Annotated in this window: 28 protein-coding genes; 22 read left to right on the top strand and 6 right to left on the bottom strand. The window is 71.6% G+C overall.

The features are described from left to right. Positions 1-44 precede the first annotated feature (44 nt). Complete coding sequence (locus ABTZ99_RS32215; RefSeq protein WP_498784840.1) at positions 45-896, top strand: phosphatidate cytidylyltransferase; 852 nt, start codon at positions 45-47, stop codon at positions 894-896. A 3-nt stretch (positions 897-899) separates the two neighbouring features. On the opposite strand, the gene ABTZ99_RS32210 is transcribed toward ABTZ99_RS32215, so the two are convergent. After that, complete coding sequence (locus tag ABTZ99_RS32210; protein WP_498784838.1) at positions 900-1718, bottom strand: VOC family protein; 819 nt, start codon at positions 1716-1718, stop codon at positions 900-902. 55 nt (positions 1719-1773) lie between these two features. Here ABTZ99_RS32210 and ABTZ99_RS32205 point away from each other — a divergent pair, with 55 nt between their 5' ends. Then, a complete protein-coding gene (locus ABTZ99_RS32205; protein WP_498784836.1) occupies positions 1774-2520 on the top strand; it encodes a class I SAM-dependent methyltransferase in 747 nt (248 codons plus the stop codon). A gap of 24 nt (positions 2521-2544) precedes the next feature. Further along, positions 2545-3528 carry an aldo/keto reductase gene (locus ABTZ99_RS32200; RefSeq protein ID WP_498784834.1) on the top strand — a complete coding sequence of 328 codons (984 nt, stop codon included), beginning with the start codon at positions 2545-2547 and terminating at the stop codon, positions 3526-3528. A gap of 1 nt (position 3529) precedes the next feature. On the opposite strand, the gene ABTZ99_RS32195 is transcribed toward ABTZ99_RS32200, so the two are convergent. Further along, a complete protein-coding gene (locus tag ABTZ99_RS32195; RefSeq protein ID WP_499616626.1) occupies positions 3530-4216 on the bottom strand; it encodes a PadR family transcriptional regulator in 687 nt (228 codons plus the stop codon). A 132-nt stretch (positions 4217-4348) separates the two neighbouring features. Here ABTZ99_RS32195 and rlmN point away from each other — a divergent pair, with 132 nt between their 5' ends. The 4 genes from rlmN (at position 4349) to ABTZ99_RS32175 (ending at position 7153) form a co-directional block, all read left to right on the top strand. Continuing rightward, the gene (rlmN, locus tag ABTZ99_RS32190) at positions 4349-5455 is read left to right on the top strand and encodes a dual-specificity RNA methyltransferase RlmN (protein WP_498784830.1); all 1107 of its coding nucleotides are present in this window, start codon (positions 4349-4351) and stop codon (positions 5453-5455) included. 41 nt (positions 5456-5496) lie between these two features. Further along, on the top strand, positions 5497-5769 hold the full coding sequence (locus ABTZ99_RS32185; RefSeq protein WP_498784828.1) for a type II toxin-antitoxin system Phd/YefM family antitoxin: 273 nt from the start codon (positions 5497-5499) through the stop codon (positions 5767-5769). Beyond that, the gene (locus ABTZ99_RS32180; protein WP_498784826.1) at positions 5766-6041 is read left to right on the top strand and encodes a type II toxin-antitoxin system RelE family toxin; all 276 of its coding nucleotides are present in this window, start codon (positions 5766-5768) and stop codon (positions 6039-6041) included. The genes ABTZ99_RS32185 and ABTZ99_RS32180 overlap by 4 nt, the downstream gene beginning before the upstream one ends. Positions 6042-6205: 164 nt before the next feature. Further along, the gene (locus ABTZ99_RS32175; protein ID WP_499616622.1) at positions 6206-7153 is read left to right on the top strand and encodes a hypothetical protein; all 948 of its coding nucleotides are present in this window, start codon (positions 6206-6208) and stop codon (positions 7151-7153) included. A gap of 132 nt (positions 7154-7285) precedes the next feature. Here the strand turns inward: ABTZ99_RS32175 and ABTZ99_RS32170 are convergent, their stop codons facing one another. Further along, positions 7286-7543 (bottom strand): DUF2631 domain-containing protein, encoded by a 258-nt coding sequence (locus ABTZ99_RS32170; protein ID WP_498784822.1) that lies wholly within the window; start codon positions 7541-7543, stop codon positions 7286-7288. Positions 7544-7736: 193 nt separating this feature from the next. On the opposite strand from ABTZ99_RS32170, the gene ABTZ99_RS32165 reads away from it, so the two are divergent. Genes ABTZ99_RS32165 through ABTZ99_RS32140 form a run of 6 tightly spaced genes read left to right on the top strand, consistent with a single transcriptional unit; the run spans position 7737 to position 14044 of the window. Continuing rightward, positions 7737-8885 (top strand): ABC transporter ATP-binding protein, encoded by a 1149-nt coding sequence (locus ABTZ99_RS32165; RefSeq protein ID WP_499616619.1) that lies wholly within the window; start codon positions 7737-7739, stop codon positions 8883-8885. Further along, the gene (locus ABTZ99_RS32160) at positions 8878-10029 is read left to right on the top strand and encodes a polyamine ABC transporter substrate-binding protein (RefSeq protein WP_498784818.1); all 1152 of its coding nucleotides are present in this window, start codon (positions 8878-8880) and stop codon (positions 10027-10029) included. The genes ABTZ99_RS32165 and ABTZ99_RS32160 overlap by 8 nt, the downstream gene beginning before the upstream one ends. Further along, positions 10005-10871, top strand: a complete 867-nt coding sequence (locus tag ABTZ99_RS32155; protein WP_498784816.1) for an ABC transporter permease — start codon at positions 10005-10007, stop codon at positions 10869-10871. Before ABTZ99_RS32160 ends, ABTZ99_RS32155 begins: the two co-directional genes overlap by 25 nt. Continuing rightward, positions 10868-11692: an ABC transporter permease gene (locus tag ABTZ99_RS32150; protein WP_498784814.1), complete on the top strand. Its 825-nt coding sequence runs from the start codon at positions 10868-10870 to the stop codon at positions 11690-11692. The genes ABTZ99_RS32155 and ABTZ99_RS32150 overlap by 4 nt, the downstream gene beginning before the upstream one ends. A 40-nt stretch (positions 11693-11732) precedes the next feature. After that, positions 11733-13391, top strand: a complete 1659-nt coding sequence (locus ABTZ99_RS32145) for a sensor histidine kinase (RefSeq protein ID WP_498784812.1) — start codon at positions 11733-11735, stop codon at positions 13389-13391. A gap of 2 nt (positions 13392-13393) precedes the next feature. Next, entirely contained in the window at positions 13394-14044 is a 651-nt protein-coding gene (locus tag ABTZ99_RS32140) for a response regulator (protein ID WP_498784810.1), read from the top strand. Between the two features lie 72 nt (positions 14045-14116). On the opposite strand, the gene ABTZ99_RS32135 is transcribed toward ABTZ99_RS32140, so the two are convergent. Beyond that, positions 14117-14383: a GlsB/YeaQ/YmgE family stress response membrane protein gene (locus ABTZ99_RS32135; protein ID WP_498780590.1), complete on the bottom strand. Its 267-nt coding sequence runs from the start codon at positions 14381-14383 to the stop codon at positions 14117-14119. Positions 14384-14538: 155 nt separating this feature from the next. Between ABTZ99_RS32135 and dxr the strand changes: the two genes are divergently transcribed. From dxr to map, 8 genes are all read left to right on the top strand, one after another. Continuing rightward, positions 14539-15759, top strand: a complete 1221-nt coding sequence (dxr, locus tag ABTZ99_RS32130; protein WP_499616614.1) for a 1-deoxy-D-xylulose-5-phosphate reductoisomerase — start codon at positions 14539-14541, stop codon at positions 15757-15759. Between the two features lies 1 nt (position 15760). Further along, positions 15761-16957, top strand: a complete 1197-nt coding sequence (locus ABTZ99_RS32125; RefSeq protein WP_498780593.1) for a M50 family metallopeptidase — start codon at positions 15761-15763, stop codon at positions 16955-16957. 23 nt (positions 16958-16980) lie between these two features. After that, complete coding sequence (gene ispG, locus ABTZ99_RS32120) at positions 16981-18138, top strand: flavodoxin-dependent (E)-4-hydroxy-3-methylbut-2-enyl-diphosphate synthase (RefSeq protein WP_230567648.1); 1158 nt, start codon at positions 16981-16983, stop codon at positions 18136-18138. Between the two features lie 82 nt (positions 18139-18220). After that, positions 18221-19075 carry a GNAT family N-acetyltransferase gene (locus ABTZ99_RS32115; protein ID WP_498780595.1) on the top strand — a complete coding sequence of 285 codons (855 nt, stop codon included), beginning with the start codon at positions 18221-18223 and terminating at the stop codon, positions 19073-19075. A 45-nt stretch (positions 19076-19120) separates the two neighbouring features. Next, on the top strand, positions 19121-20935 hold the full coding sequence (locus ABTZ99_RS32110) for a penicillin-binding transpeptidase domain-containing protein (protein ID WP_499616609.1): 1815 nt from the start codon (positions 19121-19123) through the stop codon (positions 20933-20935). A gap of 33 nt (positions 20936-20968) precedes the next feature. After that, positions 20969-21244 (top strand): type II toxin-antitoxin system Phd/YefM family antitoxin, encoded by a 276-nt coding sequence (locus ABTZ99_RS32105; protein WP_498780598.1) that lies wholly within the window; start codon positions 20969-20971, stop codon positions 21242-21244. Further along, complete coding sequence (locus ABTZ99_RS32100; protein WP_498780599.1) at positions 21241-21648, top strand: type II toxin-antitoxin system VapC family toxin; 408 nt, start codon at positions 21241-21243, stop codon at positions 21646-21648. Before ABTZ99_RS32105 ends, ABTZ99_RS32100 begins: the two co-directional genes overlap by 4 nt. A 48-nt stretch (positions 21649-21696) precedes the next feature. Continuing rightward, complete coding sequence (map, locus tag ABTZ99_RS32095; protein WP_498780601.1) at positions 21697-22554, top strand: type I methionyl aminopeptidase; 858 nt, start codon at positions 21697-21699, stop codon at positions 22552-22554. Here map and ABTZ99_RS32090 read toward each other — a convergent pair. Beyond that, on the bottom strand, positions 22541-23239 hold the full coding sequence (locus ABTZ99_RS32090) for an alpha/beta fold hydrolase (protein ID WP_499616605.1): 699 nt from the start codon (positions 23237-23239) through the stop codon (positions 22541-22543). The genes map and ABTZ99_RS32090 overlap by 14 nt on opposite strands. 41 nt (positions 23240-23280) lie before the next feature. Here ABTZ99_RS32090 and ABTZ99_RS32085 point away from each other — a divergent pair, with 41 nt between their 5' ends. Beyond that, complete coding sequence (locus ABTZ99_RS32085; protein WP_499616602.1) at positions 23281-24804, top strand: cobyric acid synthase; 1524 nt, start codon at positions 23281-23283, stop codon at positions 24802-24804. A 325-nt stretch (positions 24805-25129) separates the two neighbouring features. On the opposite strand, the gene ABTZ99_RS32080 is transcribed toward ABTZ99_RS32085, so the two are convergent. Next, positions 25130-26110, bottom strand: a complete 981-nt coding sequence (locus tag ABTZ99_RS32080) for a pentapeptide repeat-containing protein (protein ID WP_498780606.1) — start codon at positions 26108-26110, stop codon at positions 25130-25132. Positions 26111-26434 lie beyond the last annotated feature (324 nt).

The following is a 26434-nucleotide window of genomic DNA, read 5'->3' as shown; positions in this document are numbered from 1 at the left end:
GCGCTTGGCTCGGCCGGTGCACGGCCGTGATAGGAGCACAGCAGGTGTCAGGCGGCGGTGACCAGGACGCGCCGGAGAAGGGCGCGTCACGCGCGGGGCGCAACCTGCCCGCGGCCATCGCCGTGGGCGTCGGCTTGGGCGCCGTCATCCTCGTCGCGCTGTTCACGGTGCGCGAGCTGTTCGTCGGCGTCGTCGCCGTCGCCGTCGCCGTGTCGGTGTACGAGCTGACGGGCGCGTTGCGGCGTGGCGCGGGCATCCGGGTGGCCCTGCTGCCCGTGCTGGTCGGCGGGCAGGCCGTGGTGTGGCTGGCCTGGCCGTACGAGCGCGGCGGCGTCCTCGCCGCGTTCGTGGTGACGATCCTGGCGTGCCTGCTCTGGCGGCTCAAGGACGGCGCGGACGGCTACCTGCGCGACGTCACCGCGTCCATCTTCACGGTCGCCTACGTGGCCGTGTTCGCGTCGTTCGCGGTCATGCTGGTCGTGCCGGAGGACGGCGTCTTCCGCGTCCTGGCGTTCCTGATCGGCGTCGTGCTGTCCGACACCGGCGGCTACGTGGCCGGCGTGCTGTTCGGCAAGCACCCGATGGCCCCCACCATCAGCCCGAAGAAGTCCTGGGAGGGTTTCGCGGGCTCGATGGTGGCGGGCATGGTCGGCGGCGCGCTCACGGTCGGCCTGATGCTGGACGGCCAGTGGTGGCAGGGCGTGCTGTTCGGCGCGGCCCTGGTCGTCACCGCGACCGCGGGCGACCTGGTCGAGTCGCTCATCAAGCGCGACCTCGGGATCAAGGACATGGGCACGCTGCTGCCCGGTCACGGCGGCCTGATGGACCGGATGGACTCGCTGCTGCCGTCCGCCGTGGTCGCCTGGCTGCTGCTGCACGTGTTCGTGCCGGGCTAGCTCTCAGTCGTCGTAGGGGTCGTCCACCCGCGTCTCGGTGGCCTCCTCCTCCGACAGCGGCGTGGTGCGGGACGGGTCGATCACCGAGAACACCGCGCCCGTGTGGTCGGCGACGACCGTGATCCGGCCGAACGGCGTGTCGTACGGCTCCACGGTGACGCGCCCGCCCAGCTCGAGCACCCTGGACGCGGCCGAGTCCGTGCCGATCTCCGGCGCGGCCGTGAAGTACACCATCCAGTGCGCGGGGGTGTCCGGCGCGAACGCCCGGCCCATCCGCTGCCGGCCGAGCACGGTGTGCCCCTGCACGGCCCAGAGCGTGTAGTCGACCGCCTGGCCGTCACCGATCTGGGTGATTTCGTACCCGCACAGCTCGCGGAAGAACTCGTCTGCGGCGTGCCCGTCACGCGTGTTCAGCTCGGCCCAGGCGTACGCGCCGTGCCCGTCCGCGCCGAACACCCAGTCGGGTGGGACGTGCCGGAACCCGACCACCGCGCCGCTCGGGTCGGCGAGCACGGTGACGGTGTCCGACGGCTCGCCGAGCACGTGGCCGCCCAACGCCTGCGCCTTCTCGGCGGTCGCGCGGGCGTGCGGCGTGTTCAGGTAGAGCGTCCACGCGCTCGGCGCGTCGGCGACGACCAGCTCGGCCACCGGCATCCCGTCCACCAGGGCGATCGCGTTGCCGCCCGAGTCGGAGAAGTACCAGCCGAACAGCCCGGAGTAGAAGTCGATCGTGGCCTGGAGGTCCGTCGTGGCGATGTCGACCCAGCACGGCGCGCCGTGGTGCAACTCGGCCAAAGCGGGAGAATTGGGGACGATCGACACCGCGTACCTCCTGCAAGCCGCCTATTCGATCACGCTACGGCTCTAGAGTCGTCCCGTGAAGGGATTCGTCCGCGCCGCGTTGGCCGCCGTCCGGCCTGTCGACGTCCTGCCGAGCCCGAACATCTGGCACTGGCCCGAGCTCTACGAGGTCGAGAACCGCGCCCAGGACGTGGACGGGGCCATCTGGCGCGTGCTGCGCGAGGAGTGCGACTGGGTCGGGCGGGACGTGGTCGACGTCGGCTGCGGTGACGGGTTCCACCTGCCGGTGTTCGCACGGGAGGCGCGCTCGGTCATCGGTGTCGAGCCGCACGCCCCGCTGGTGCGGCGCGCCCGGGCCCGGGTGGCGGACGTGCCGAACGCCGAGGCGGTGGCCGGTCCCGCGCAACGCCTGCCGCTGCGGGACGCGACGGCGGACCTGGTGCACGCGCGCACGGCGTACTTCTTCGGCCCCGGCTGCGAGCCGGGCCTGCGCGAGGCCGATCGGGTGCTGCGGCCGGGCGGCGCGCTGGCGATCGTGGACCTCGACGGCCTGGCCGAGCCCTACGGGCCCTGGCTGTGCTCCGACGAGCCGCGCTACAACCCCGTGGACGTGGAGCGGTTCTTCGCCGATCAGGGGTTCTCGTTGCGCCGCGTGCGCGCGCTGTGGCGGTTCGACCGCCGTGAGGACCTGGAGGCGGTGTTGCGCATCGAGTTCTCCGCGGCGGTCGCGGAGAAGGCCATCGCGCGCACGCCCGGCCTGTCGTTCGAGGTCGGCTACCGCGTCCACGTGAGGCGCAAGCCGGCCGGGATTGTGCTGCCCTGAGAACGCTCACCTAGGATTCGGGACGTGGAGAACAGGAACGCGGGCAGGTTGGGTCGGCAGGTCGGCGTCATCGGTCTCGGCTGCTGGCAGCTCGGCGCCGACTGGGGCCAGGTCGAGGAGTCCGACGCGCTGGCGGTGCTGCACGCCGCCGCCGACACCGGCGTGAACTTCTTCGACACCGCCGACGTCTACGGCGACGGCCGCAGCGAGACGCTGATCGGCAAGTTCCTCCGCGAGCGCGGCGACGCGGGCATCACGGTGGCCACCAAGATGGGCCGCCGCGTCGACCAGACGCCGGAGAACTACAACCGCGAGAACTTCCTGGCCTGGAACGACCGCTCGCGCGCCAACCTCGGCGTCGACACGCTCGACCTGGTCCAGCTGCACTGCCCGCCGACGCCGGTCTTCTCGACCGACGAGGTGTTCGACACGCTCGACGAGCTGGTCGAGGCCAAGCGGATCGCCGCGTACGGCGTGAGCGTGGAGACCGTCGACGAGGCGCTGACCGCGATCGCGCGGCCGGGTGTCGCGAGCGTCCAGATCATCCTGAACGCGCTGCGGCTCAAGCCGCTGGAGCGGGTGCTGCCCGCGGCGGCGGAAGCGGGCGTGGCGATCATCGCCCGCGTTCCGCTCGCCTCGGGGCTGCTGTCCGGCAAGTACAGCGCGTCGACCACGTTCGGGGCCGACGACCACCGCAACTACAACCGCAACGGTGACGCGTTCGACGTCGGCGAGACGTTCTCCGGCGTGCCGTTCGAGGTCGGGCTGGAGGCGGTGGAGCGGCTGCGCGCCCTCGTGCCGCCCGGCGCGACCATGGCGCAGTTCGCGCTGCGGTGGGTCGTGGACCAGCCGGGCGTCACCGTGGTCATCCCCGGCGCGCGCAACGCCGAGCAGGCTCGGGCCAACTCGGCCGCCGCGGACCTCGCGCCGTTGTCGGCGCAGGCCCAGGACGAGGTGCGGGCCGTGTACGACTCGCTGGTCCGGCCGCTGGTCCACGACCGCTGGTAGGTCACTCCTCCGCGTTGTCCTCCTCGACGTCGAGCTCGCCGAGGATCGCGTACAGCTTGCGGCGGGCCTCGCCGAGGACTTCGACGGCCCGCGCCTGCTGCTCGCGCGTGCCCGCGTGCGCCATCTGCTGCATGGCCGCGCCGAGGTGCCGTGCCGCCGTGCGCAGCTTCGCCGCGTGCTGGTCGAGGTCGTCGTTGACCTGCTGCCACGGCGGCGCGCCGTCGAGCTTCGCGGCCGTCTCCCGACCGGTCTCGGTCAGCGTGAACAGCTTCTTGCCGCCCGCCTCCTCGGTGGAGGCGACGAGGCCCTCGTCGGCCAGCATCTGCAGGGTCGGGTAGACCGAGCCGGGGCTGGGCCGCCAGAGGCCGTCCGTGCGGCCGCTGATCTCCTGGATCATCTCGTAGCCGTGCATGGGGCGTTCGGCGAGCAGCGCGAGGACCGCCGTGCGGACGTTGCCCTTGCGCTGCCTCCCGCTGCGACCCCGTCCCCGGCCGTGCCCGCCGAAGCCGGGCGGCTCGGGCGGGATCGGGGGGCCGCCGAACGGGTCGGGCGGTGGCGGGGGACCGCCGAAGGGGCCGCGGCCGAAGCCGCCGCCGAACCCTCCGCCGCCGAACCCCTGTCGTGGGTCGCCGAAGCCGTGCTCGCGGTGGTGCCGGTGTTCGTGGTGCCTGTGTCCGTGGAAGTGCATCTTCCTGCTCCTCGTATCGATCGGTTGCGACGTGTCGACGATATATCGGAACGTATCGCGATGCAACGGTGATGGCGATCGCAGTCGGCGTGGTCATGGGTGCGGCGCGCGCGTGGGACACTGGAGGGCGCTATGACTGCCCTCCCCCTCGTCTTCGACGCGCCCAAGCGCGGGCTGCCGCCGCGCCACCTCGCCGACCTCTCCGCCGACCAGCGTCGAGAGGCCGTCACCGCACTCGGTGAGAAGCCCTTCCGCGCCGCGCAGCTGTCGAACCACTACTTCGGCCGGCTGACCGTCGACCCCGACGCGATGACCGACATCCCCGCCGCCGCGCGGGAACGCCTGGTGACCGACCTGATGCCGCCGTTGTGGACGGAGCTGCGCAGCGTCGAGGCCGACGGCGGCACGACGCGCAAGACGTTGCTGCGCGCCCACGACGGCACGTTGGTCGAGAGCGTCCTGATGCGCTACCCGGACCGCGCCACGCTGTGCATCTCGTCGCAGGCGGGCTGCGGCATGGCGTGCCCGTTCTGCGCGACGGGGCAGGGCGGCCTGACCCGGAACCTGTCCACGGCGGAGATCGTGGACCAGGTGCGGCGCGGTGCGGCGGCCATGCGTGACGGCGAGCTGCCCGGCGGGCCGGGACGGCTGTCGAACATCGTGTTCATGGGCATGGGCGAGCCGCTGGCCAACTACAAGCGCGTGGTCGAGGCGGTGCACCGCATCTGCGACCCGGCTCCGGAGGGTCTGGGGATCTCGCAGCGCTCGGTGACGGTGTCGACCGTGGGCCTGGTGCCGGCGATCCGGAAGCTGACCGAGGAGAACCTCCAGGTCCGGCTGGCGGTGTCGCTGCACACGCCGGACGACGAGCTGCGCGACACGTTGGTGCCGGTCAACACCCGGTGGAAGGTGGCCGAGGTGCTGGAGGCGGCTCGCGGCTACGCCGACCGCACCGGCCGCCGCGTGTCGATCGAGTACGCCCTGATCCGCGACATCAACGACCAGCCGTGGCGTGCGGACATGCTGGGCAAGCTGCTGCGCCGGCACTTGGGCCAGCTCGTCCACGTCAACGTCATCCCGCTGAACCCCACGCCGGGCTCGAAGTGGGACGCGTCGCCGAAGCCGGTGGAGCGCGAGTTCGTCCGGAGGGTCAACGACCAGGGCGTCGCGTGCACCGTGCGTGACACCCGGGGTCAGGAAATCGCCGCCGCCTGCGGCCAGCTCGCCGCCGAGGGCTGAGCGCTGGAAGGTCTGCGGTCAGTTGTGCCACAATTGTGGCCATGACCATCGAGCCGCTGCGATCGGTGCGCGACCACCTGTCGGACTTCATCGACCGGGCCGAGCGCGAGCACGAGCGCGTCGTGGTCACCCGGAACGGGCGACCTGCGGCCGTGCTGATCGGGTACGAGGACTTGGCGGCGCTTGAGGAGACGCTGGAGATCCTCAGTGACCCCAACGCGGTGGCGGCGATCAGGCAGTCCCGCGACGAGGTGGCCCGTGGCGACGTGGTGAGCGGTGTGGAGGCGGTTCGAGCACTGCGGCCACGTTCGTGACCGAGCCGTACGAGCTTCACGTGGCGACCAGTGCTGCGCGAACCATCCAGGACAAGTTGCCCGAGGGCGTGGCGTCGGCCGTGATCGAGTTCATCACCCGCACATTGCTGGAAAACCCCCACAGGGTCGGCAAACCGCTGCGGTACGAACTGGAAGGTGTCCACTCGGCTCGGCGTGGCGCCTTCCGGGTGCTGTACGAGATCGACGACGAACGACGTGAGGTCACCGTGCTCCGCGTCGAACACCGTGCCGACGTGTACCGACCGCGTTGAGGCGGCGTTGGGGGCGCCGAGGTCCGCCGGTCGTCGTAGCGTGACGTGATCGGCTCCCTGCGGAGTCGCTAGAGTGCGTCGCGAGCGGCGTGCGAGCCGACCCTGCGCACGAACGGTGTCTCTGCCGAATGTTGACCGTGAGGAATCCACCCCCTGATTTCCGGGTGCCCTTCCGTGCGTTCGCGTTCCCCGCCGGCGTGGTTCCGCATCGGGATTTCCTGCAGTTCTCGGCGAACGATCTCGCGCATGCGCTCTTCATGACGGGTCGCGCCCCCGGTGACGAGTTCGCTCACGGTAAGTCATCGGTATATGAATGGTTGCACCGGGCGTCGCTCATTCCGGCTTATGTCCGTCGGACCTACGGGGCGGAATTGGTGCGCTCGGATTTGGCGTTGACCTTGGATCGGTCGGAGTCGGCTGCGGTTTCGTATGCGTTGGGTCAAGCGATGACCGCCATCTTCTGTCGGACCCAGTTGGGTGTGAGTCATCTGCTCCACGTCGACCGGTACTCCGCGGAATACGGCGTTCGCTTCGGCGCAGCACGGCGCCGAGCTGACCTGTTCGGGATCTCGCCACGAGGCTGGGTGGTCGCCGAGGCCAAGGGTCGTTCCGGCAGGGTCCCCCTTGAGGTGCGGCGTGCGCTGGAGGCCCAAAAGCGCTCGGTCTCAGCAGTGGAGGGTAAGCCGCCATGGGTGGCTCTGGGGTGTGTCGCACACTTTCCCCGGCGGAACGGGCCCCTGCACTTGGAGGCCTTCGACCCGGACGCCGACGACGTCGAGGCGGTCGCCTTGGACGTGACCAGGGACCGCTTCATGCTCGCCTATTATTCGCCGTTCCTCCGGGCGCTCGAAATCGGCACTCCAGGGCAGGACGAGGATTACCAATTCGCCGAAATCGCCAGTCTGGGCATCCGGGTCGGCCTGCCGATTTCCCTCGTGGTGCGGCTTCGACGTGCGGAGTCCGATGAACTCGACGGTTTGTCCGTCGATGTCGAGGACCTGCTCGAGGAGTTGCGGAGCCGCCGGGTCGGAGTCCTGCCCGACGGCAGCCTCGTGGAGACCGATTGGCAAGGGTCGCTCGACCGGCGGGATCGGGACCGGTTCGAAGGCTGACTCGCCGACATCGCGCTGTCCTCACCCGCGGTGCAGCGGTGGAGCCGGTCAGCCGATCAGTGAGCCGTCGACAACTCGTCCGCGGCCGGTGAGGGCGCTGCGCGGCAAGGCAGTTGACCTACCGCCGAGGGTCTAGCGGCGCCAGGAGGTGCGGCTGCGGACCTGGTCCCAGATCAGCAGGGCGGCCATGGTGAGGCCCGTCAGGATCACCCAGATGTTCTCGGTCTGGCCGTGGTGGTTGCCGATCAGCAGGGAGAACACCGCGAGGGTGGAGAGCCAGCCCGCGATCTTGATGCCCTTGGGGAAGGTGCCGTGCCAACCCCACTCGGCCGACGGCTCTTCGTGGGTGTCGACCGCCGGACGCTTGTCCAGTTCCGAGGACGAAGACACAGCCGCACGACCTTCCTGCCCGATCACGTTCACCAACGGCGTCATCGTCGCACACCCGCGCGCCAGGCGAGACGTGAGGTGCGCGGCACCGCCGTGACGTCTACCCTCGGCCCTCGCGCGTACCCGCCGCGTGTTCGCACCGCACCCCGCCAGGCCGGAACGGGCGCCGCAACCGCCCAGAAGGGCGACGAGGTTGACCGAACGGTTCCACCCGGCCGAGGGCCGCACGCCGGACACCTTCGCACCGGTCGAAGTCGGCGTCCACGGCGTCACCAAGCGCTTCGCCGACCAGACCGCGGTCGACGACGTCACGTTGCGGATCCACGAAGGCGAATTCTTCTCCGTCCTCGGCCCCTCCGGCTGCGGCAAGACCACGTTGCTGCGCATGATCGCCGGGTTCGAGGACCCGACCGCGGGCCGGATCGAGCTCGACGGCGTGGACGTGGTCGGCGTGCCGCCCTACCGGCGTGACGTGAACACGGTCTTCCAGTCCTACGCCCTGTTCCCGCACCTGTCGGTGTGGGACAACGTCGCCTACGGCGTCAAGCGCAAGGGCGTGCGCGGCGCGCGGCTGAAGCAGGTCGTCGGGGAGCACCTGGAACTGGTCCGACTGGAGCGGTACGCGAAGCGGCGGCCCGCGCAGCTCTCCGGCGGCCAGCAGCAACGCGTCGCCATCGCCCGCGCGCTCGCCGCCGGCCCCCGGCTGTTATTGCTGGACGAGCCCCTCGGCGCGTTGGACGCGGTGCTGCGCAAGGAGTTGCAGATCGAGCTGATGCGCATCCAGCGCGAGGTCGGCACCACCTTCCTCTACGTCACGCACGACCAGGAGGAGGCGCTGGTGCTGTCGCACCGCGTCGCCGTGATGAACGCGGGCCGGGTGGCGCAGGTCGGCTACCCGGAGGACGTCTACGAGCGCCCGGCCACCCGGTTCGTCGCCGGTTTCATCGGCACCTCCAACATCCTCGACGCCCGGGTGTCCGGTGTGGACGGTCGCTGGGCGGTGCTCGACGCGCCGGGCGTCACCGGCCTCAGGGCGCCGCTGAACGGCCACGAGGTCCGCCACGGGCAACGGGTCGCGGCGACCGTGCGCCCGGAGAAGGTGCACCTGCACGACCTCGCCGACGAACCGCCGACGGGCTGGTGCGTGCTCACCGGCACGGTCCGCGACGTCGTGTACGCGGGCGTGTCCACGCAGTACGTGGTGGACGTGCCGGGCGGCGCGGAGCTGGTCGCGTTCGCGCAGAACACCCACCGCGTCGCCGACGCGGGCTCGCCGGGGCAACCCGTGCGGATGGCCTGGGATCCCGACTTCACCGTGTTGCTGGGGAGCGCCGATGACTGAGCGGACACTGCGGATCGCCCGACTCTGGGACCCGGAGGACGCGAAGGTGACCCGCCGGACCGTGCTGCGCTCGACGGCGTTCTTCGCCCTCGCCGCGACCGGGGCGTGCGGCGTCGGCGACGCGCCACCGACCGGCACGAGCAGCGCGCCCGCGTCGGCCGCGAGGGCGAGCAACGCGGTCGCCGAGCCGAAGCTCAACTTCTACAACTGGACCGACTACATCGCGCCCGACACGCTGCCCGGCTTCAAGGACGCCTCGGGCATCGAGGTCACCTACGACAACTTCAGCTCCAACGACGAGATGGAGGCCAAGATCGCCTCCGGCGCGGCCGGGTACGACCTGGTGGTGCCCAGCGACAACTTCCTGCGCCGGTTCCTGCGCTCCGGGCTGCTCACGCCGCTGGACCACGACCTGCTGCCGAACCTGGGCAACCTCGGCAAGCGGTTCACCGAGGCCGACTACGACCCGGGCAACGCCTACTCCGTGCCGTGGGCCTGGGGCACGACCGGCCTGGCGTACTCGAAGTCGCAGCTCGGCGACGTGACCGGGTTCTCGGCCTACGACCTGGCCGCCGCGCAGGGCCGCGCCACGATCCTGGACGAGGCGCGCGACGCGCTGGCGCTCGGCCTGCTCAAGCTCGGGCACGACCCGAACACCACCGACGCCGGGCAGATCGCCGAGGCGGTCGAGGTGCTGCTGGAGCTGAAGGGGAAGCTCGGCCAGATCACCTCGGACGTGATCGAGCCGCTGACCTCGGGCCAGACGCCGCTGGCGCAGGCGTACTCCGGTGACGCGTTCCAGGCCCGTGACGCGAACGACGACCTGGCCTACGCGATCCCGGTCGAGGGCGGCCTGTCCTACGTCGACCTGCTGTGCGTGCCCAAGGACGCGCCGCACGCGGAGAACGCGCACCGGTTCATCGACTACGTGCTGGAGCCGTCGGTCGGCGCGGCGCTGGCCAACGCCATCCGCTACGGCAGCCCGAACGAGGCCGCCAAGCCCATGATCGAGCCGGAGCTGCTGAACGACCCGCTGGTGTACCCGTCGGACGAGCAACTGGCCAAGCTGCCGTTCACCAAGGACCTCGGCGCGGACGTGGAGGCCCGCTACGCCGACGCGTGGACCAGGGTCAAGACCGGCTGATGGCCCGGCCGCGGTGGCTGGTCGCCACCGGTCTGCTCGCGCCGACCGGTGCGTGGCTCGGCCTGTTCCTGGTCGCGCCGCTGGCGCTGGTGGTGCAGTTCAGCTTCGCCACCCGCGACACGGGGGTGGCGCGGGCCGTGCTGCCGTGGACGCTGCGGGCCTACGCGACCGCGCTGGACCCGGCGTTCCTGCCGATCTTCGGCCGCACGCTGGCGTACGCGGGCGTGACGACGGCGTTGTGCCTGCTCCTGGGCTTCCCGCTGGCCTGGTTCATCGCCCGGCACGCCGGCCGGCACCGGACCGCGCTGCTGGTGGCGGTGCTGGTGCCGTTCTGGTCGAGCTACCTGGCCCGGATCTACGCGTGGAAGGCGCTGCTGGACGGCGAAGGGCTGGTCAACCGGCTGCTGGGCGCCGTGGGCCTGGGCCGTGACGGCGGGTTCCTGCTGACGCACGGCGCGGTGGTGGTGGGGCTGACGTACGGGTTCCTGCCGTTCATGGTGCTGCCCTTGTACGTGGCGTGCGCGCGGTTCGACCACCGGCTGGTGGAGGCGTCCTACGACTTGGGGCACGCGCGGGCCTCGACGTTCTTCCGCGTGGTGCTGCCGGGCGTGTTCCCGGGCGTGCTGGCCGGGTCGTTGCTGGTCTTCGTGCCGTCGGCCGGTGATTTCGTCACGCCGAAGCTGCTCGGCGGCGTGGAGCAGTCGACGTTCGGCAGCGTGATCGACGACCAGTTCCGCGGCGGCAACAACTGGCCGCTCGGGTCGGCGATGGCGGTGTTGCTGCTGGTCCTGGTGGTGGTCGTGCTGGTGGCGCGCGGCCGGCGCGGCGAGGACGTGCTGTGAACCGCCGCCCGTGGGCGCTGGGCGCGGTCGCCGCCCTGGTGTTCCTGTTCCTCTACGCGCCGATCGGGTGGCTGGCGCTGGTGTCGTTCAACGACTCGCGGTCGCTGAGCCGCCTCACCGGGCTGTCGGTCCGCTGGTACGCGGCGCTGTTCCGCGACGCGCGGGTGCTCGACGCGCTCGGGCTGAGCCTGCGGCTGGCGGCGACGAGCGCCGTCGTCGCCACGGCGGTCGGCACGCTGGCGGCGTTCGGCCTGCGGCGCGCGTTCCCCGGCCGGGGCGTGTGGACGGTCCTGCTGAGCCTGCCGCTGGTGGTGCCCGAGGTGGTGCTGGGCGTGGCGCTGCTCGGGTTCTGCGTGAAGCTCGCGGGCATCCCGCTCGGGTTCGGCGCGCTGCTGGCCGCGCACGTCGCGTTCTCGTTGAGCTTCGTGGTGGTCGTGGTGCGGTCCCGGGTGGCGGGCGTGGACCACCGGCTCGAAGAGGCCGCCGCCGACCTCGGCGCGAGCCCGCTGGTGGCGTTCCGCACGGTCACGTTGCCGCTGGTCGCGCCCGCGGTGGCGGCGGGTGCGGCGTTCGCGTTCCTGCTGTCGTTCGACGACGTGGTGACGTCCAGCTACCTGACCGGGGTGGGCTCGACCACGCTGCCGGTGTTCGTGTACGCCCAGGCCGGCCGCCGCGGCGTGTCGCCGGAGATCGTCGCGCTGTCGACGGTGATGGTGGCGGTGAGCGCGGCGCTGCTGATCGCCGGCGTGCTCGTGGTGGCCTGGCGGGCGCGCCGCGCGTCACCTGCGTCAACTTTCGTCGGAGGCGGTCGAGACCAATGAACGCGGCCGTCCGGCGGCTGGTTCTTTACCGTGGTCCCCCGTGACGTCTGTCGTTCAGCGGCTCCGGCCCGCCCTGCCGGATCTCCGGGAGGCGCCCTCCGCGTTCCTGCGCGCCCACGCCGAGCGCCTCGGCCAGGTGACGCCCCTGCGCGTGGGGCGCGAGGTGCTGGCGGTCGTCGTGTTCCTCGGCCTGGACGTGTTCCCCGGCTGGGTCTCGGGCAACTCGCGGCTCTCCGGCTGGACGCTGATCCTGCTGGGCGCCGGGTACGTGGTGATCTACCTGTCCCGGCTGCTGTTCCCCGCGCTGGCCCTGCTGGCGGCCACGTGGGTCGTCTTCAGCTCCGAGCACGGCGGCGTCGCGCTGGTGGTGATGCTCTCCTACGCCGCCGGCTACCGGATCGCGCCGTGGCAGCGCTCGCTGCTCACCGCCGTCCTCGCGCTCGCCCTGCACATGTTCGCCTGGGGCCTGTCCGCGCCCGGCCTGTCCGGGCCGTTCGGCCAGTGGGTGATGCTGACCGTCTACTGCATGGTCGTGGCGCTGCCGTTCCTGGTCGGCCGGTACGTCGCGCAGCGCAACGCGCTGGTCGCGGCCTTGCAGGAACGCGAGGAGCGCGTGGTGCGGGAGCGGCGGATGGTGTCGCGCCAGGTGCGGCTGCGCGAGCGCAACCGGATCGCGCAGGACATGCACGACAGCCTCGGCCACCGGCTCAGCCTCATCTCCGTGCACGCGGGCGCGCTGGCCCTGGACACCGGCCTCGGCGAACGCCAGCGCGAGGCCGTGCAGGTGCTGCGCAGCGCGGCCCTCACCGCGATGGAGGAGCTGCGCGGCGTCATCGGCGTGCTGCGGCGCGACGAGGAACCGGACGAGGACCAGGTGCGGGGGAGCACCGTCGGCCGGGACAACCGGACCGTCGACGCGATCGACGAGCTGGTCGACGGCGCGCGCCGGGCGGGGGTGCGGGTCAGCCTGGTCCGCGGCGGCCTGGCCGTGCCGCTGCCCGCGAAGGTCAGCCACGCCGCGTACCGCATCGCCCAGGAGGGCCTGACCAACGCCAACAAGCACGCGCCGGGTGCGAGCGTGCAGGTGACCGTGAAGTACGAACCGGACGCGCTGGTGGTGGAGGTGCGCAACAACCCGCCGCGGACGAAGCTGCCCGGCGGCGCCGGGTTCGGCCTGATCGGGCTCGGCGAGCGGGTGCGGCTGGCGGGCGGCATGCTGCACGTGGGCGAGCTGCCGACCGGCGGGTTCCGCATCGCGGCCGTGCTGCCGTACGAGGACACCGCCGCGGCGGGCGACGAGCCGTCCGACGAGGAGCAGCCCGAACCCGCCAAGCCCACCGGCATCCGCAAGTGGGCGGGCGTCGGCTCGATCGTGCTGGCCGGGATCGTCGTGCTGGTGGTCGTCGGCGGCTACACGTGGATCGGGTCGCAACCCGTCACCAAGGTGGTGTCCGAGGAGTTGTACGACTCGGTGTCGGTCGGGCAGGCGGAGGCGGAGGTGATGGCCAAGCTGCCGGGCGGCGCCGAGCCGCCGCTGGGCGACCTCAACTCCGACGCCGATGCCGAGCCCGCCGGCGCGCGGTGCGAGTACCGCGTCGCCGACGTGCAGACCTACTCCTCGCGAGCGACCAAGATCGTGCGGTTCTGCTTCGCCGACGGCACGCTGGTCGAGAAGAACACCCACTTGCAGGGGATGTGACAGTGATCCGGGTCCTCATCGCCGACGACGAGCCGCTGATGCGCGCGGGCATCAAGGCCATCCTCGGCACCGCCGACGACATCGAACTGGTCGCCGAGGCCGGTGACGGGCGGGAAGCGGTCCGCATCGCCCTGGAGCGGCGGGTGGACGTCGCCGTGCTCGACATCCGCATGCCCCGCCTGGACGGCCTGGCCGCCGCACGCGAGCTGCGGACCGTCGCACCCTCGGTGCGGGTGGTGATGCTCACCACGTTCGGCGAGGACGACAACATCGTCCGGGCGCTGTCCGACGGCGCGGCCGGGTTCCTGCTCAAGGACTCCGCCCCGGAGGAACTGCTGCGCGCCGTGCGCGCCGTTCACTCGGGCGAGGCTTATCTGTCACCCATGGTGACGAGCCGGGTGGTGGGCATGGTGGCCCAGGTGGGTCAGCCCCGCCGGCAGGCGGCGATGCGCCAGGTCGAGGGGTTGACCGAACGCGAGGTCGAGGTGCTGGCCCTGCTCGGGCTGGGGATGTCCAACGCCGACGTCGGGCAGCGGCTGCACATGAGCGAGGCGACCGTGAAGACCTACGTGAGCAGGCTGCTGGCCAAGCTCGGGCTCACGAACCGGGTGCAGGCGGCGTTGCTGGCGCGCGACGCGGGGCTGGCGAACTGAGTGCGCGCAGGGGTGTGCCCCGTCGGCTTCCCGACGGGGCACACCCCGAGTGGTCAGTTGTTCCGGACGACGTCATGCCCTGGCTCGGGAACCGGTCACCATGCGGTAGACGCCAAGCACGATCAGCGAGCCGAGGATGGCGAGCAGCCAGGTGCTCAGGTCGAAGAACGTGTTGATGTTGGTCCCGAAAATCGCCTGGCCGACGAAACCGCCGATGATGGCGCCGACGATGCCGAGCAGCATCGTGATGATGATGCCGCCGGGGTCCCGACCTGGCATGATGGCCTTGGCGATGGCACCCGCGATGAGGCCGAGGACGATCCAACCCAAGATGCCCACGGGGGCTCTCCTTCCTGATGGCCGCGACGGGGGATCCGTCGGGGCGCTTGATCGAGGAATGCCCACGTTCGAGTGATACCACGCCCTCGTTACCGTTCCGTTATCCAAGTACCGCTGTGCGGGCTATCAGGTCGGCTCGGGAACAATGGGCGGTGATGAGCACACCACGCACGGTCCTGGTACTCGGGTCGACCGGGTCGGTCGGCACCCAGGCCCTCGACGTCATCGCCGCCAACCGCGACCGGTTCACCGTGGTCGGACTGGCCGCCGGCGGCGCGGACCCGGCCGCCCTCGCCGCGCAGGCCGTCGAGTTCGGGGTCCAGGCCGTGGCCGTGGCCCGGGCCACCGCGGTCGAGGACGTCACGCTCGCCCTCTACGCCGAGGCGCAGAAGCGCGGCTACGCGCGGGGCGCGTTCAAGCTGCCGCGCATCCTCGCCGGCCCGACCGCGATGACCGACCTGGTCGACTCCACCCCGGCCGACGTGGTGCTCAACGGCATCACCGGCTCGATCGGCCTGGCGCCCACGCTGCACGCCCTCAAGGCGGGCGCGACACTCGCCCTGGCCAACAAGGAATCGCTGATCGCGGGCGGTCCGCTCGTGCTCAAGGCGGCCAAGCCGGGCCAGATCGTGCCGGTCGACTCCGAGCACTCCGCGCTGGCCCAGTGCCTGCGCGGCGGCCGGCCCGACGAGGTGGCCAAGCTCGTCCTCACCGCCTCCGGCGGCCCGTTCCGCGGTCGCACCCGCGCGGACCTCGCCGACGTCACCGCGCGTGAGGCCATGGCGCACCCCACGTGGTCGATGGGGCCGGTCATCACCGTCAACTCGTCCACCCTCGTCAACAAGGGGCTGGAGCTGATCGAGGCGCAGCTGCTGTTCGGCGTGCCCTACGACCGCATCGACGTGGTCGTGCACCCGCAGTCGATCGTGCACTCGATGGTCACCTTCACCGACGGCTCCACGCTCGCCCAGGCCAGCCCGCCGGACATGAAGCTGCCGATCGCGCTGGCGCTGGGCTGGCCAGACCGGATCCCCGGCGCCGCCGCCGCGTGTACCTTCGACGTGGCGACGGCGTGGACGTTCGAGCCGCTGGACGACGAGACGTTCCCGGCGGTGAGGCTCGCCAGGCAGGCCGGCTCCGGCGGCGGCTGCCTGCCGGCGGTCTACAACGCGGCGAACGAGGAAGCGGTCGCGGTCTTCCTCGGCGGCGGCACGTCGTTCACCTCCATCGTGGACACTGTGGCAGGAGTGCTCGCGGAGGCGGACGGCTGGGCGCACGAGCCGGTCGACGTCGACGAAGTCCTCGCGGCGGAGCAATGGGCCCGGGCGCGGGCGCGGGAACTCGTGGCCACTTCGGTGGGGTCTGGAAGGGACTGACGTGCTCGTTTTCCTGGGCATTCTGCTGTTCGCCCTGCTCATCGGCATCTCGATCGCGCTGCACGAGCTCGGCCACCTGGCCACCGCGAAGATGTTCGGGATGAAGGTGACCCGGTACTTCATCGGGTTCGGGCCGAAGATCTGGTCCTTCCGCCGCGGCGAGACCGAGTACGGCCTCAAGGCCATCCCGGCGGGTGGCTTCTGCGAGATCACGGGCATGACCGCGCTGGAGGAGGTCGCGCCGGAGGACCGGCACCGCGCGTTCAACCGGCAGAAGACCTGGAAGCGGGTGGTGGTCCTGTCCGCGGGCTCCATCACCCACTTCATCGTGGGCTTCATCATCTTGTACTTCATGGCCTTCACCATGGGCATCCCGAACCTGCGCGACAGCGCGATGATCGCCGAGGTCGCGCCGTGCGTGCAGAACAGCACCGACGCCGAGTGCGCGCCCGGTGCGCCGTCGCCGGCCAAGGACGCGGGCTTCCAGGCGGGCGACGAGATCGTGGCGGTGGCCGGCGCGGCCACGCCCACGTGGGCCGACGTGCTGACGAAGACCCGCGAGCGGACCGGCACCACGGAGTTCAAGGTGCTGCGCGACGGCCGTGAGCTGACCCTCACCGCCGACGTCGCCCGCGTCGAGCGCGAGATGGAGCGCAAGGACGGCACGCGCTACAAGGAAGAGGTCGGCGCGATCGGCGTCATCCAGCAGCGCAACTTCGAGTACAACGCGTTCACCGCGATCGGCGGCGCGACCCAGTTCACCGGCACGATGTTCGAGAACACCTGGCGCGGCCTGATCAACTTCCCGAAGAAGATCCCGGCCGTGATCGAGGCCATCGGCGGCGCCGAGCGCGACATCGACAGCCCGGTCAGCGTGGTCGGCGCGAGCAGGCTCGGCGGCGAGGCGGTCGACCGGGGCCTGTGGCAGCTGTTCTGGCTGATGCTGGCGGGCCTGAACTTCTTCGTGGGTGTGTTCAACCTCCTGCCGCTGCTGCCGCTTGACGGTGGTCACATCGCCGTCAACCTGTACGAACGGGTGCGAAACTGGATCCGGAAGCTCCGCGGTCTTCCGGACGGCGCACCGGTCAACTACCTGCGACTGCTGCCGCTGACCTACTTCGTGATCTTCGTCGGCGGATCGGTCACGCTGTTGACGATCACCGCGGACATCGTCAACCCGATCAAGCTCTTCCAGTGATCACAGTGAGAGGTGCGTAGTCCATGAGTGACGGCGTCATGCTCGGCCTGCCGGCGATGCCTCCTCCGGTGTTGTCGGAACGGCGCAAGACCCGCCAGCTCATGGTGGGCTCGGTGGGCGTCGGCAGTGAGTTCCCCGTGTCCGTGCAGTCCATGACGACGACGGTGACGGCGGACGTGAACGCCACGCTCCAGCAGATCGCCGAGCTGACGGCGGCGGGCTGCGACATCGTGCGCGTGGCGTGCCCGTCCCAGGACGACGCGGACGCGCTGGCGGCGATCGCGAAGAAGTCGCAGATCCCGGTGATCGCGGACATCCACTTCCAGCCGAAGTACGTGTTCGCGGCGATCGAGGCCGGGTGCGCGGCGGTCCGCGTGAACCCGGGCAACATCAAGAAGTTCGACGACAAGGTCAAGGAGATCGCGGCGGCGGCCCGCGACCACGGCACGCCGATCCGGATCGGCGTGAACGCGGGGTCGTTGGACCCGCGGCTGATGGCCAAGTACGGCAAGGCGACGCCGGAGGCGCTGGCCGAATCGGCGCTGTGGGAGGCGTCGCTGTTCGCCGAGCACGACTTCCACGACCTGAAGATCTCGGTCAAGCACAACGACCCGGTGGTGATGATCCGGGCCTACGAGCTGCTGGCCGAGCAGTGCGACTACCCGCTGCACCTGGGTGTGACGGAGGCGGGCCCGGCGTTCCAGGGCACGATCAAGTCGGCGGTGGCGTTCGGCGCGCTGCTGCGGCAGGGCATCGGGGACACGATCCGCGTCTCGCTGTCGGCTCCCCCGGTCGAGGAGGTGAAGGTCGGGCACCAGATCCTCCAGTCGCTCAACCTGCGCCCGCGCAAGCTGGAGATCGTGTCGTGCCCGTCCTGTGGCCGCGCCCAGGTCGACGTCTACACGTTGGCGGAGCAGGTCACGGCCGGTCTGGAGGGCATGGAGGTGCCGCTGCGGGTCGCCGTGATGGGCTGCGTGGTGAACGGGCCCGGTGAGGCGCGCGAGGCCGACCTCGGGGTCGCCTCCGGCAACGGCAAGGGTCAGATCTTCGTGAAGGGCAAGGTCGTCAAGACCGTGCCGGAGCACCAGATCGTGGAGACCCTGATCGAAGAGGCGATGCGGATCGCCGAGGAGATGGGCGAGACCGCCGAGGGCGGCGAACCGGTCGTCACGGTCGGCTGAGGGCAGTCGGGAGTGGGCCGGCAGTCGGCTGAGCGGGTGGCGGACGCGCGGGTAACGCGGTGGATCTGGCAGGCTTGACGGCGTGCTGAGGTTGGCTGGCGCGCGCTTGCTCGACGAGCGGGACCTGACCGAGGTCCTCGCCGTGCTCGCGGCCGACCCGGTGGCGTCCTGCATGGTCGCCGCACGGGTCGAGGTCGCGGGTCTGGACCCGTGGCGGCTCGGCGGCGAGGTGTGGGCGTACGACCACCGGTCGCTGCGCGGCGGCCGGGTCGACGCGCTGTGCTTCGCCGGCCCGAACCTCATCCCGCTGCGCGGCAACGCGCAGGCGCTGCGCGGCTTCGCCGACCGGGCCCGCCGCCGCGGCCGCATGTGCTCGTCGCTGGTCGGGCCCGCCGAGCAGGTGCTCGGCCTGTGGGAGGAGCTGTCCCCGGACTGGGGACCGGCCCGCGAGGTGCGCGCCGACCAGCCGTTGATGGCGCTGGGCGGCAGCCCGGCGATCCCGCTGGACCCGCTCGTGCGGCCGGTCCGGCCCGACGAGCTCGACCGGTACCTGCCCGCCGCGATCGCCATGTTCATCGAGGAGGTCGGCGTCGACCCGTGCGCCGAGGACGGCGGCGTGTCCTACCGGGCGCGGGTGGCCGAGCTGATCGCGAGCGGGCGGGCGTTCGCCCGGTTCGAGGGCGGCGACGTGGTGTTCAAGGCCGAGATCGGGGCCATGTCGGCGCAGGTCGGCCAGATCCAGGGCGTGTGGGTGCGGCCGGACCGCCGCGGGCACGGCATCGGCGCGGCGGGCACCGCGGCGGTGGCCGAACGCCTGGTCAGGACTCTGGGCCGGACCGCGTCGCTGTACGTGAACTCCTACAACGACGTGGCCAAGGCGGCGTACCGCAAGATCGGGTTCTCCCAGGTCGGCCAGTACGCGACCGTGCTGTTCTGAGACCGTCGCGGCGTGCGGCCGGTCACACCGGGCATACTCGGCGCCGTGATCGCGCGCAAGCCGTCCCTGTCCCGCTTGGTCCTTCCCGGGGTGGTCCTGCTGCTCGTCAGCGGCTGCGGCCTGTTCTCGTCCCGTCCCGGCCCGGACCAGGTGGCGGGCGACTTCCTGGCCAAGCTCGCCGCGGGCGACGTCGACGGCGCGGCCGGCCTGACCGACGACCCGGGCGGCGCGAAGGACGTGCTGGGCAAGGTCCACGAGGTGCTCAAGCCCAAGGGGCTGACCACCAAGGTCGAGCAGGTGCGCTCGGCGGGCGAGTCGACCACCGCCGACGCGACCGCGCAGCTGGACTGGGACCTCGGGCACGACCACGCGTGGAGCTACCAGACGAAGTTCGACCTGCGGCGCGAGGAGGACGACTGGAAGGTGCACTGGGCGCCTTCGGTCGTGCACCCGAAGCTCGCCGTGCAGCAGTCGCTCGGGGTGGCCGAGGTGAAGCCCGCGCTGGCGCCCGTGCTGGACCGCGACGGCACGCCGCTGCTCGCGCCGGAGCAGGTCGTGTCGATCCTGCTCAACGCCCAGGAGGCCGGTGACGTGGGCGCGGTGGCCGGCGCGCTGGCCGCGGCGCTGACGCCGATCGACCCGGCGATCACCCAGTTGGCGATCATGGACGGGGTGTCGAAGGTCCCCGCCGGGCAGGTCTACCAGGTGGCCGCGCTGCGTGACGCGGACTACCGGACCGTGAAGCCCGCGATCTACGAGCTGCCGGGGGTCCGGTTCACCACGCAGACGAGCCTGCTGGCGCCGTCGCGCACGTTCGGCTCGCAGGTGCTGCCCGCCGTGCGCAAGGCGGTGGAGGAGGAGATCGCGGGCAAGGCCGGGCTGCGCGTCTACACGGTGAACGCGGCCGGTGACGAGGTGGAGACGCTGCACGAGCAGGCGCCGGAGCCCGCGCAGGCGATCTCGACCGCGTTGAGCCGGGGCGTGCAGGTGGCGGCGGAGGACGCGCTGGAGCCCGTACCGCAGGCCGCGATGCTGGTGGCGTTGCAGGCGTCGACCGGCGACATCCTGGCGGTGGCGCAGAACGAGGCGGCCGACGCCGAGGGCCCGATGGCGCTGAGCGGCCGTTACCCGCCGGGGTCGACGTTCAAGATCGTGACGGCGGCGGCGGCCCTGTCGTCCGGGCAGGCGACGGCGGACAGCCCGCTGCCGTGCCCGGGCAAGGCGGTCATCGACGGTCGCCGGATCGTGCCGAACGACCACGAGTTCGACAAGGGCACGATCCCGCTGCACTCGGCGTTCGCGTTCTCGTGCAACACGACGTTCGCGCAGCTCGCGGCGGGGATGGCGCCGGACGCGCTGACCAAGGCAGCGGACTCGTTCGGCCTCGGTGTCGACTTCGAGATCCCGGCGATCACCACGATCACCGGCTCCGTGCCGCCCGCCACCGACGTGGTGGAGCGGGCGGAGGACGGCTTCGGCCAGGGCAAGCTGCTGGCGAGCCCGTTCGGCATGGCCCTGGTGGCGGCGACGACGGCGACGGGCAAGATGCCGGTGCCCACGCTGCTGAAGGGCCGGGAGACGAAGGTGGACCACACCCCGACCCCACCGGCGCCCGCCGTGCTGGAGCCGTTGCGGGCGATGATGCGGGAAGTGGTCGAAACCGGCACCGCGCCGCAGCTCAAGCCGTACGGGGACGTGCGGGGCAAGACGGGCACGGCGCAGTTCGGCGACGGCACGAACTCGCACGGCTGGTTCGTCGGCTACCGCGGCGACATCGCGTTCGCGACCCTGCTCCTGGGCACGAACAGCTCCGCGCCGGCGGTCGACGCCTCGGCCCGCTTCCTGGCCGCGTTGGGCTGAACGGTCCAACATCAATGTGATACCGTGTTTCACATGGATCAGGTCGGACTTCGTGAACTCCGCCACCACGCGAGTGAGTACGTGCGGCGGGCCGAGGCCGGGGAACGGATCGCGGTGACCGATCACGGTCGGGTGGTCGCCGAGATCGTTCCTCCTCAGCACGGGGCGTCGAGTCTGCGGGACCAGCTCGTCGCCAACGGTGAGCTGCTCCGCGGCCGAGGTGGGCGGTTGCCCGAACCGTTGCCCGCCACGTCCGGCACGCCGATCTCGGAAGTGCTGCGCCAGATGCGGGACGAGGAGCGTTGGTGATCTACCTCGACACCTCGGCACTGGCCAAACTGGTGCGAACCGAGGCCGAGACCTCCGCGCTGCGCACCTGGCTGGACGACCGAGCCGGTGCCCGGCTGGTCAGCAGCTCGCTCGCCAGGGTCGAGCTGATCCGCGCCGTGCGCGCCGAGGGCGACGAGGCGATCAGGCAAGCCACGTTGATCCTGGTCGAGCTCGACCAGATGACCATGACCATGGACCTGTTGGACGCGGCCGGCGCGTTGCCGCTGCCGCTCAAGTCGCTCGACGCGATCCACCTCGCGTCGGCCTTGCGCCTGCGCGTGGACCTGGACGCGTTCGTGGCCTACGACAAGCGACTCCTGACCGCCGCCGACGAGATGGGGCTGCCGATCGCCTCGCCCGGAACGGTTGAACCGACCGCGTAACGGACACGTGGCGCATGCCCCGTCACGCTGAGCCGTAATCTGGAGGGCATGTCCGTGCGTGCCGTCCTCCAGCCAGGTGTGCTGTCCCCGCGCCGTCCGGTGCCCGCCCAGATCGAGCGGCCCGAGTACGTCGACCGACCCGAACCCAAGCGCAACACCGATCCCTGGGTGCAGCCGCCCGAGGTGATCGAGGCGATGCGCGTCGCGGGCAGACTGGCGGCGCAGGCGTTGCAGGAGGCGGGCAAGGTGATCGTGCCCGGCGTGACCACCGACGAGATCGACGCGGTCGCGCACGAGTTCCTGTGCGACAACGGGGCGTACCCGTCCACGCTCGGCTACCGCGGCTTCCCCAAGTCCTGCTGCACCTCGCTGAACGAGGTCATCTGCCACGGCATCCCCGACACGACCGTGGTCGAGGACGGTGACATCGTCAACGTCGACGTCACCGCCTACATCGGCGGCGTGCACGGCGACACGAACGCCACCTTCCTGGCCGGCGACGTGAGCGAGGAAGCCCGCCTCCTGGTCGAGCGCACGCACGAGGCCACCATGCGCGCCATCAAGGCGGTCAAGCCGGGACGGCAGCTCAACGTGGTCGGCCGCGTCATCGAGTCCTACGCCAACCGCTTCGGCTACGGCGTGGTGCGCGACTTCACCGGCCACGGCATCGGCCGCACCTTCCACAGCGGCCTCGTCGTGCTGCACTACGACGCGCCGCACGTGCCCACGGTGATCGAAGAGGGCATGACGTTCACCATCGAGCCGATGATCACCCTCGGCGGCATCGAGCACGACCTGTGGGACGACGGCTGGACGGTCACCACCCGCGACAAGAGCTGGACCGCCCAGTTCGAGCACACGATCGTGGTCACCGCGGACGGCGCGGAGATCCTCACCGTCTGCTGAGCAGCGGCACCAGGGTTTGCGCCACCTCGTCGGGCGAGGTCACCGCGCCCAGGTGGTGGCTGTCCAGCTCCACCACGGGCCAGCCGAGCCCGCGTGCCGCCGAGGCGGCGGCGTCGTAGGCGGGGCTGAGCTTCACGTACGAGCACGGCCCGGTCCACGCCACGGTGGGCCGGGGCTCCTTCAGGAACGCCAGCGGCACCTCGGGCGCCTCGGCCACGATCTCCTCCAGCAGCCGCACGTCCGGCACCATCGCCGACAGCGCCTCGGGCGCGAACCACAGGTCCCAGCGCGGCATCAGCCCGTCCCGCGAGATGGCCTTCAGGTGCGCCATCCGCTCGGCGGGCGCGTCGTCGCGCCAGCTCCGGCCCGGCGTGGGCAGGTCGGAGTCGAGGAACACCAGCCCGCGCACGGGCGTCTCCAGGGCGTCGGCGAACGCGGGCAGCAGCGGACCGGCGCCGCTGTGCCCCACGAGCACCAGGTCGCCCTCGACCAGGGAGTCCTCCACCGCGTCGGCGAACACGCCGAGCAGCCGCTGGTGGACGGGCGCGGCGTTGACCGTCACCCGCAGGTCGAGCAGCACCACGGGGTGACCGAGTCGGGCCAGCGCGTCGGCGAGCGGGCGCATGCTCGCGGGCCCGAGGTAGGGGCTGTGCACCAGGACCGCGGTGGGGGGGACGTCGACCATGCCGTGGATGATGTCAGTCGGGACCGACACGAGGGGACATTGTGCGCAGTGCGTTGCTGGTGGCCGGCACCACGTCGGACGCGGGGAAGAGCGTGCTGGTGGCCGGTCTGTGCAGGTGGCTCGCGCGGCAAGGGGTGAAGACGGCCCCGTTCAAGGCCCAGAACATGTCCAACAACTCGGTCGTGACGGCCGACGGCGGCGAGATCGGCCGCGCGCAGGCGGTGCAGGCCGCCGCGTGCGGGCTGGCGCCGAGCGTGCGGTTCAACCCGGTGCTGCTCAAGCCGGGCGGCGACCGCAGCTCGCAGGTCGTGGTGCTGGGTCGGGCGGTCGGCGAGGTGTCCGCGCTGTCCTACCGCGAGCGCAAGGCCGAGCTGTTCGCCACGGTTCTGACCACGCTGGACGGCCTGCGCGACGATTTCGACGTGGTCGTCTGCGAGGGCGCGGGCTCGCCCGCCGAGATCAACCTCAGGGCGAACGACATCGCGAACATGGGCTTGGCGCGGGCGGCGGACCTGCCGGTGCTCGTGGTCGGCGACATCGACCGGGGCGGGGTGTTCGCGCACCTGTTCGGCACGCTGGCCCTGCTCGACCCGGCCGACCAGGCGCTGGTCGCCGGGTTCGTGGTGAACAAGTTCCGCGGCGACCCGGCGTTGCTCGAACCGGGACTGCGGCAGCTGAACGCCCTCACCGGGCGTCCGGTGCTCGGCGTGCTGCCGTGGCGGGAGGAGCTGTGGCTGGACGCGGAGGACTCCCTGTCCTACGCGGCGGACGGCGTGATCGGCCGGCCGGAGCCGCCGTGCGGCGACCAGTGGCTGCGGGTGGCCGTGGTGCGGTTGCCGCGGATCTCCAACGCCACGGACGTGGAGGCGCTGGCGTGCGAGCCGGGTGTGTCCGTGCGGTTCGTCACCGAGCCGTCCCGGCTGGCCGACGCGGACCTCGTGGTGGTGCCCGGCTCGAAGGCGACGGTGGACGATCTGCGGTGGTTGCGCACCACCGGCCTGGCCGACGCGATCGCCGCGCACGACGGTCCGGTGCTCGGCATCTGCGGCGGTTTCCAGATGCTCGGCCGGACGATCGAGGACGCGGTGGAGTCGCGCGCGGGCGCGGTGGCGGGGTTGGGCCTGCTCGACGTGGACGTGCGGTTCGAGCCGGACAAGACGCTGGGCACGCCACGGGGCGACGCGTTCGGCGAGCCCGTCACGGGCTACGAGATCCACCACGGCGTGGTCACCCGCAACGCCGAGGAAGGGCTGGTCACCCTGCCGGACGGCACGCCGGAGGGCGCCCTGCGCGGCCGGGTCGCCGGCACGCACTGGCACGGGTTGCTGGAGAACGACGGCTTCCGCCGCGCGCTCCTGCGCTGGGCCGCCCGCCACGCGGGCCGGCAAGGATTCACCCCCGCGCCGGACGTGGACTTCGCCGGACGGCGGTCCGCGCAGCTCGACCTGCTCGGCGACCTGGTCGCCGACCACCTCGACACCGACGCGGTGTGGGCGTTGCTGGAGCGGGGCGCGCCACCGGGACTTCCGGTGATCCCTCCCGCGGGTGCGCCACCCGTCGCCTGACGGCGTCCGACCGCGGTGCGCGCGACCGACAAGTCGCGCGGTTGTGCCACCGGTGGGCGGAGTCGCGTGGACGACCGGCTCGGCGACGGCGGCGGGCGGCTGCCCGACCGGCAAGCCGGGCGGACCTACCCGCGTGGACCCGTCGTGGGCCGTGCGGTCACATCGCTGAGTGAGGAATCACGTGGTCCGAGTGGACGCTCGCTTAGATGCCCGCGGTCAGGCGGGGGGACATGCGGAAGACGGCGCACACGTCACACCTCCGCTCACGGGTAGTCACACAGTGAAGGTACCGGTGGTTCGCCGGAGGATACGTCGCCCGTTCGGGTCAAGCGGGTTTGTCGACGGGCACGAGCTCGGCCCAGCCGGGCTCGGCGGCCCGCTCCACCCACCCCGCCGGCCACTTCCGCCGCACGTCACCGGTCCGCGTCCGGGCGTCGGTCAGCTTGGCCGTCGTGTGCACGCCGAAGTCCGTGCGGCCCTCGAACACCGCGCCCCGGAACACCGAGTCGCCGAACGCGACCCGCCGGAAGTCGGCCAGGTCGCGGAAGCACGTGTCGCGGAAGTCGGCCGTGCCGGAGAACTCCGTGCCGCGGAACGCCGCCGGGCCGACGAACGTGGTGCCGGCGAACGACGCGGACCTGACCCTGGCGCGGGTCAGGGTGGGCTTGACCAGCGTGGCGTTGGACAGGTCGAGCGCGATGCCCGCCCAGAACGCCTCGGGCTCGTCCGGGCGCAGGTGGGCGGCCAGCAGCGCGGTCGCGGTCTGCCGGACCTCCAGCTCCTGGAACCGGTGCGCGTCGCGCGGCCCGATCCGCGTCCTGGCCCGCACCTCCGGCGGCGGCGTGAACGGCATCCGCAGGTAGGCGCAGATCAGGTTCACGATCGTCTGCCGGTGCGCGGGGTTGCCCTGCGCCAACCGCTCCAGCGCGTACAGCCCGGCCAACCGGACCGGCGCCTTGTCGCTGCCGAGCTGGTCGGCGGCCTTGCCGTACAGCTCGGTGACGCGGCGCTCGGTCGCGTCGTGGTCCTTCTGCACGAGGTCCAGCTCCGCGTAGCGCTGGCGGCGCGCCGTGAGCAGCAACGCCGCCGCACCGCCCGTGCCGAGCACGATGCTGGACGCCGTGCGGACGACGTCCAGCCGCACACCGTCCTGCGGCTCGCCGGACCCCAGCGTGACCAGCAGGAGCACCACGGACCCCACCGCCACCACCCCGAGCCCGACCGCCCAGAGCACGATCGTCCTGGCCGACAGCACGCGGTGCTCCACACCTCCAGCCCAGCGGAACGCCGGCGGGCCGTCAATCACCGATGCGGGCGGTAGAAAGGCCAGCTTCCTGCTGTACCGCCCGCATCGGGACGACCGCCGGGTGCTGTACGAGCTCGCGCCGGGTGTGGCGAACCGGATCGGCGATCGGGCGCGGAGGCGCACTACGACGAGGCGTTGGCGCCGTACCGGAAGCTCGGCGACTGGCACAACCGAGCACGACGGACCCGCACCGCACCCACCGAAGTCCACTCACCCCACCCGCCCACAACGGACCCGCAACTCACCCACCTAGGCCCGATTTGACATGGGTTCGGGTGCCATAGGCTGGTCGAAGCCGGGCAGGCCTGGCGGACGCTTTTCCCG

Source organism: Actinosynnema sp. NPDC002837 (genome assembly GCF_040295345.1).
Taxonomy (GTDB): Bacteria; Actinomycetota; Actinomycetes; order Mycobacteriales; family Pseudonocardiaceae; genus Actinosynnema.
The sequence above is the reverse complement of the archived record's forward strand: the minus strand, read 5'-3'. Positions and strand labels throughout refer to the sequence as shown.

Bases quoted from the DNA above. Each gene is read 5' to 3' on its own strand.
- ABTZ99_RS32195 (WP_499616626.1), bottom strand. From the start codon at position 4,216: ATGCACTTCCACGGACACAGGCACCACGAACACCGGCACCACCGCGAG.
- rlmN (WP_498784830.1), top strand. From the start codon at position 4,349: ATGACTGCCCTCCCCCTCGTCTTCGACGCGCCCAAGCGCGGGCTGCCG.
- ABTZ99_RS32185 (WP_498784828.1), top strand. From the start codon at position 5,497: ATGACCATCGAGCCGCTGCGATCGGTGCGCGACCACCTGTCGGACTTC.
- ABTZ99_RS32160 (WP_498784818.1), top strand. From the start codon at position 8,878: ATGACTGAGCGGACACTGCGGATCGCCCGACTCTGGGACCCGGAGGAC.
- dxr (WP_499616614.1), top strand. From the start codon at position 14,539: ATGAGCACACCACGCACGGTCCTGGTACTCGGGTCGACCGGGTCGGTC.
- ispG (WP_230567648.1), top strand. From the start codon at position 16,981: ATGAGTGACGGCGTCATGCTCGGCCTGCCGGCGATGCCTCCTCCGGTG.
- ABTZ99_RS32105 (WP_498780598.1), top strand. From the start codon at position 20,969: ATGGATCAGGTCGGACTTCGTGAACTCCGCCACCACGCGAGTGAGTAC.
- map (WP_498780601.1), top strand. From the start codon at position 21,697: ATGTCCGTGCGTGCCGTCCTCCAGCCAGGTGTGCTGTCCCCGCGCCGT.
- ABTZ99_RS32090 (WP_499616605.1), bottom strand. From the start codon at position 23,239: ATGGTCGACGTCCCCCCCACCGCGGTCCTGGTGCACAGCCCCTACCTC.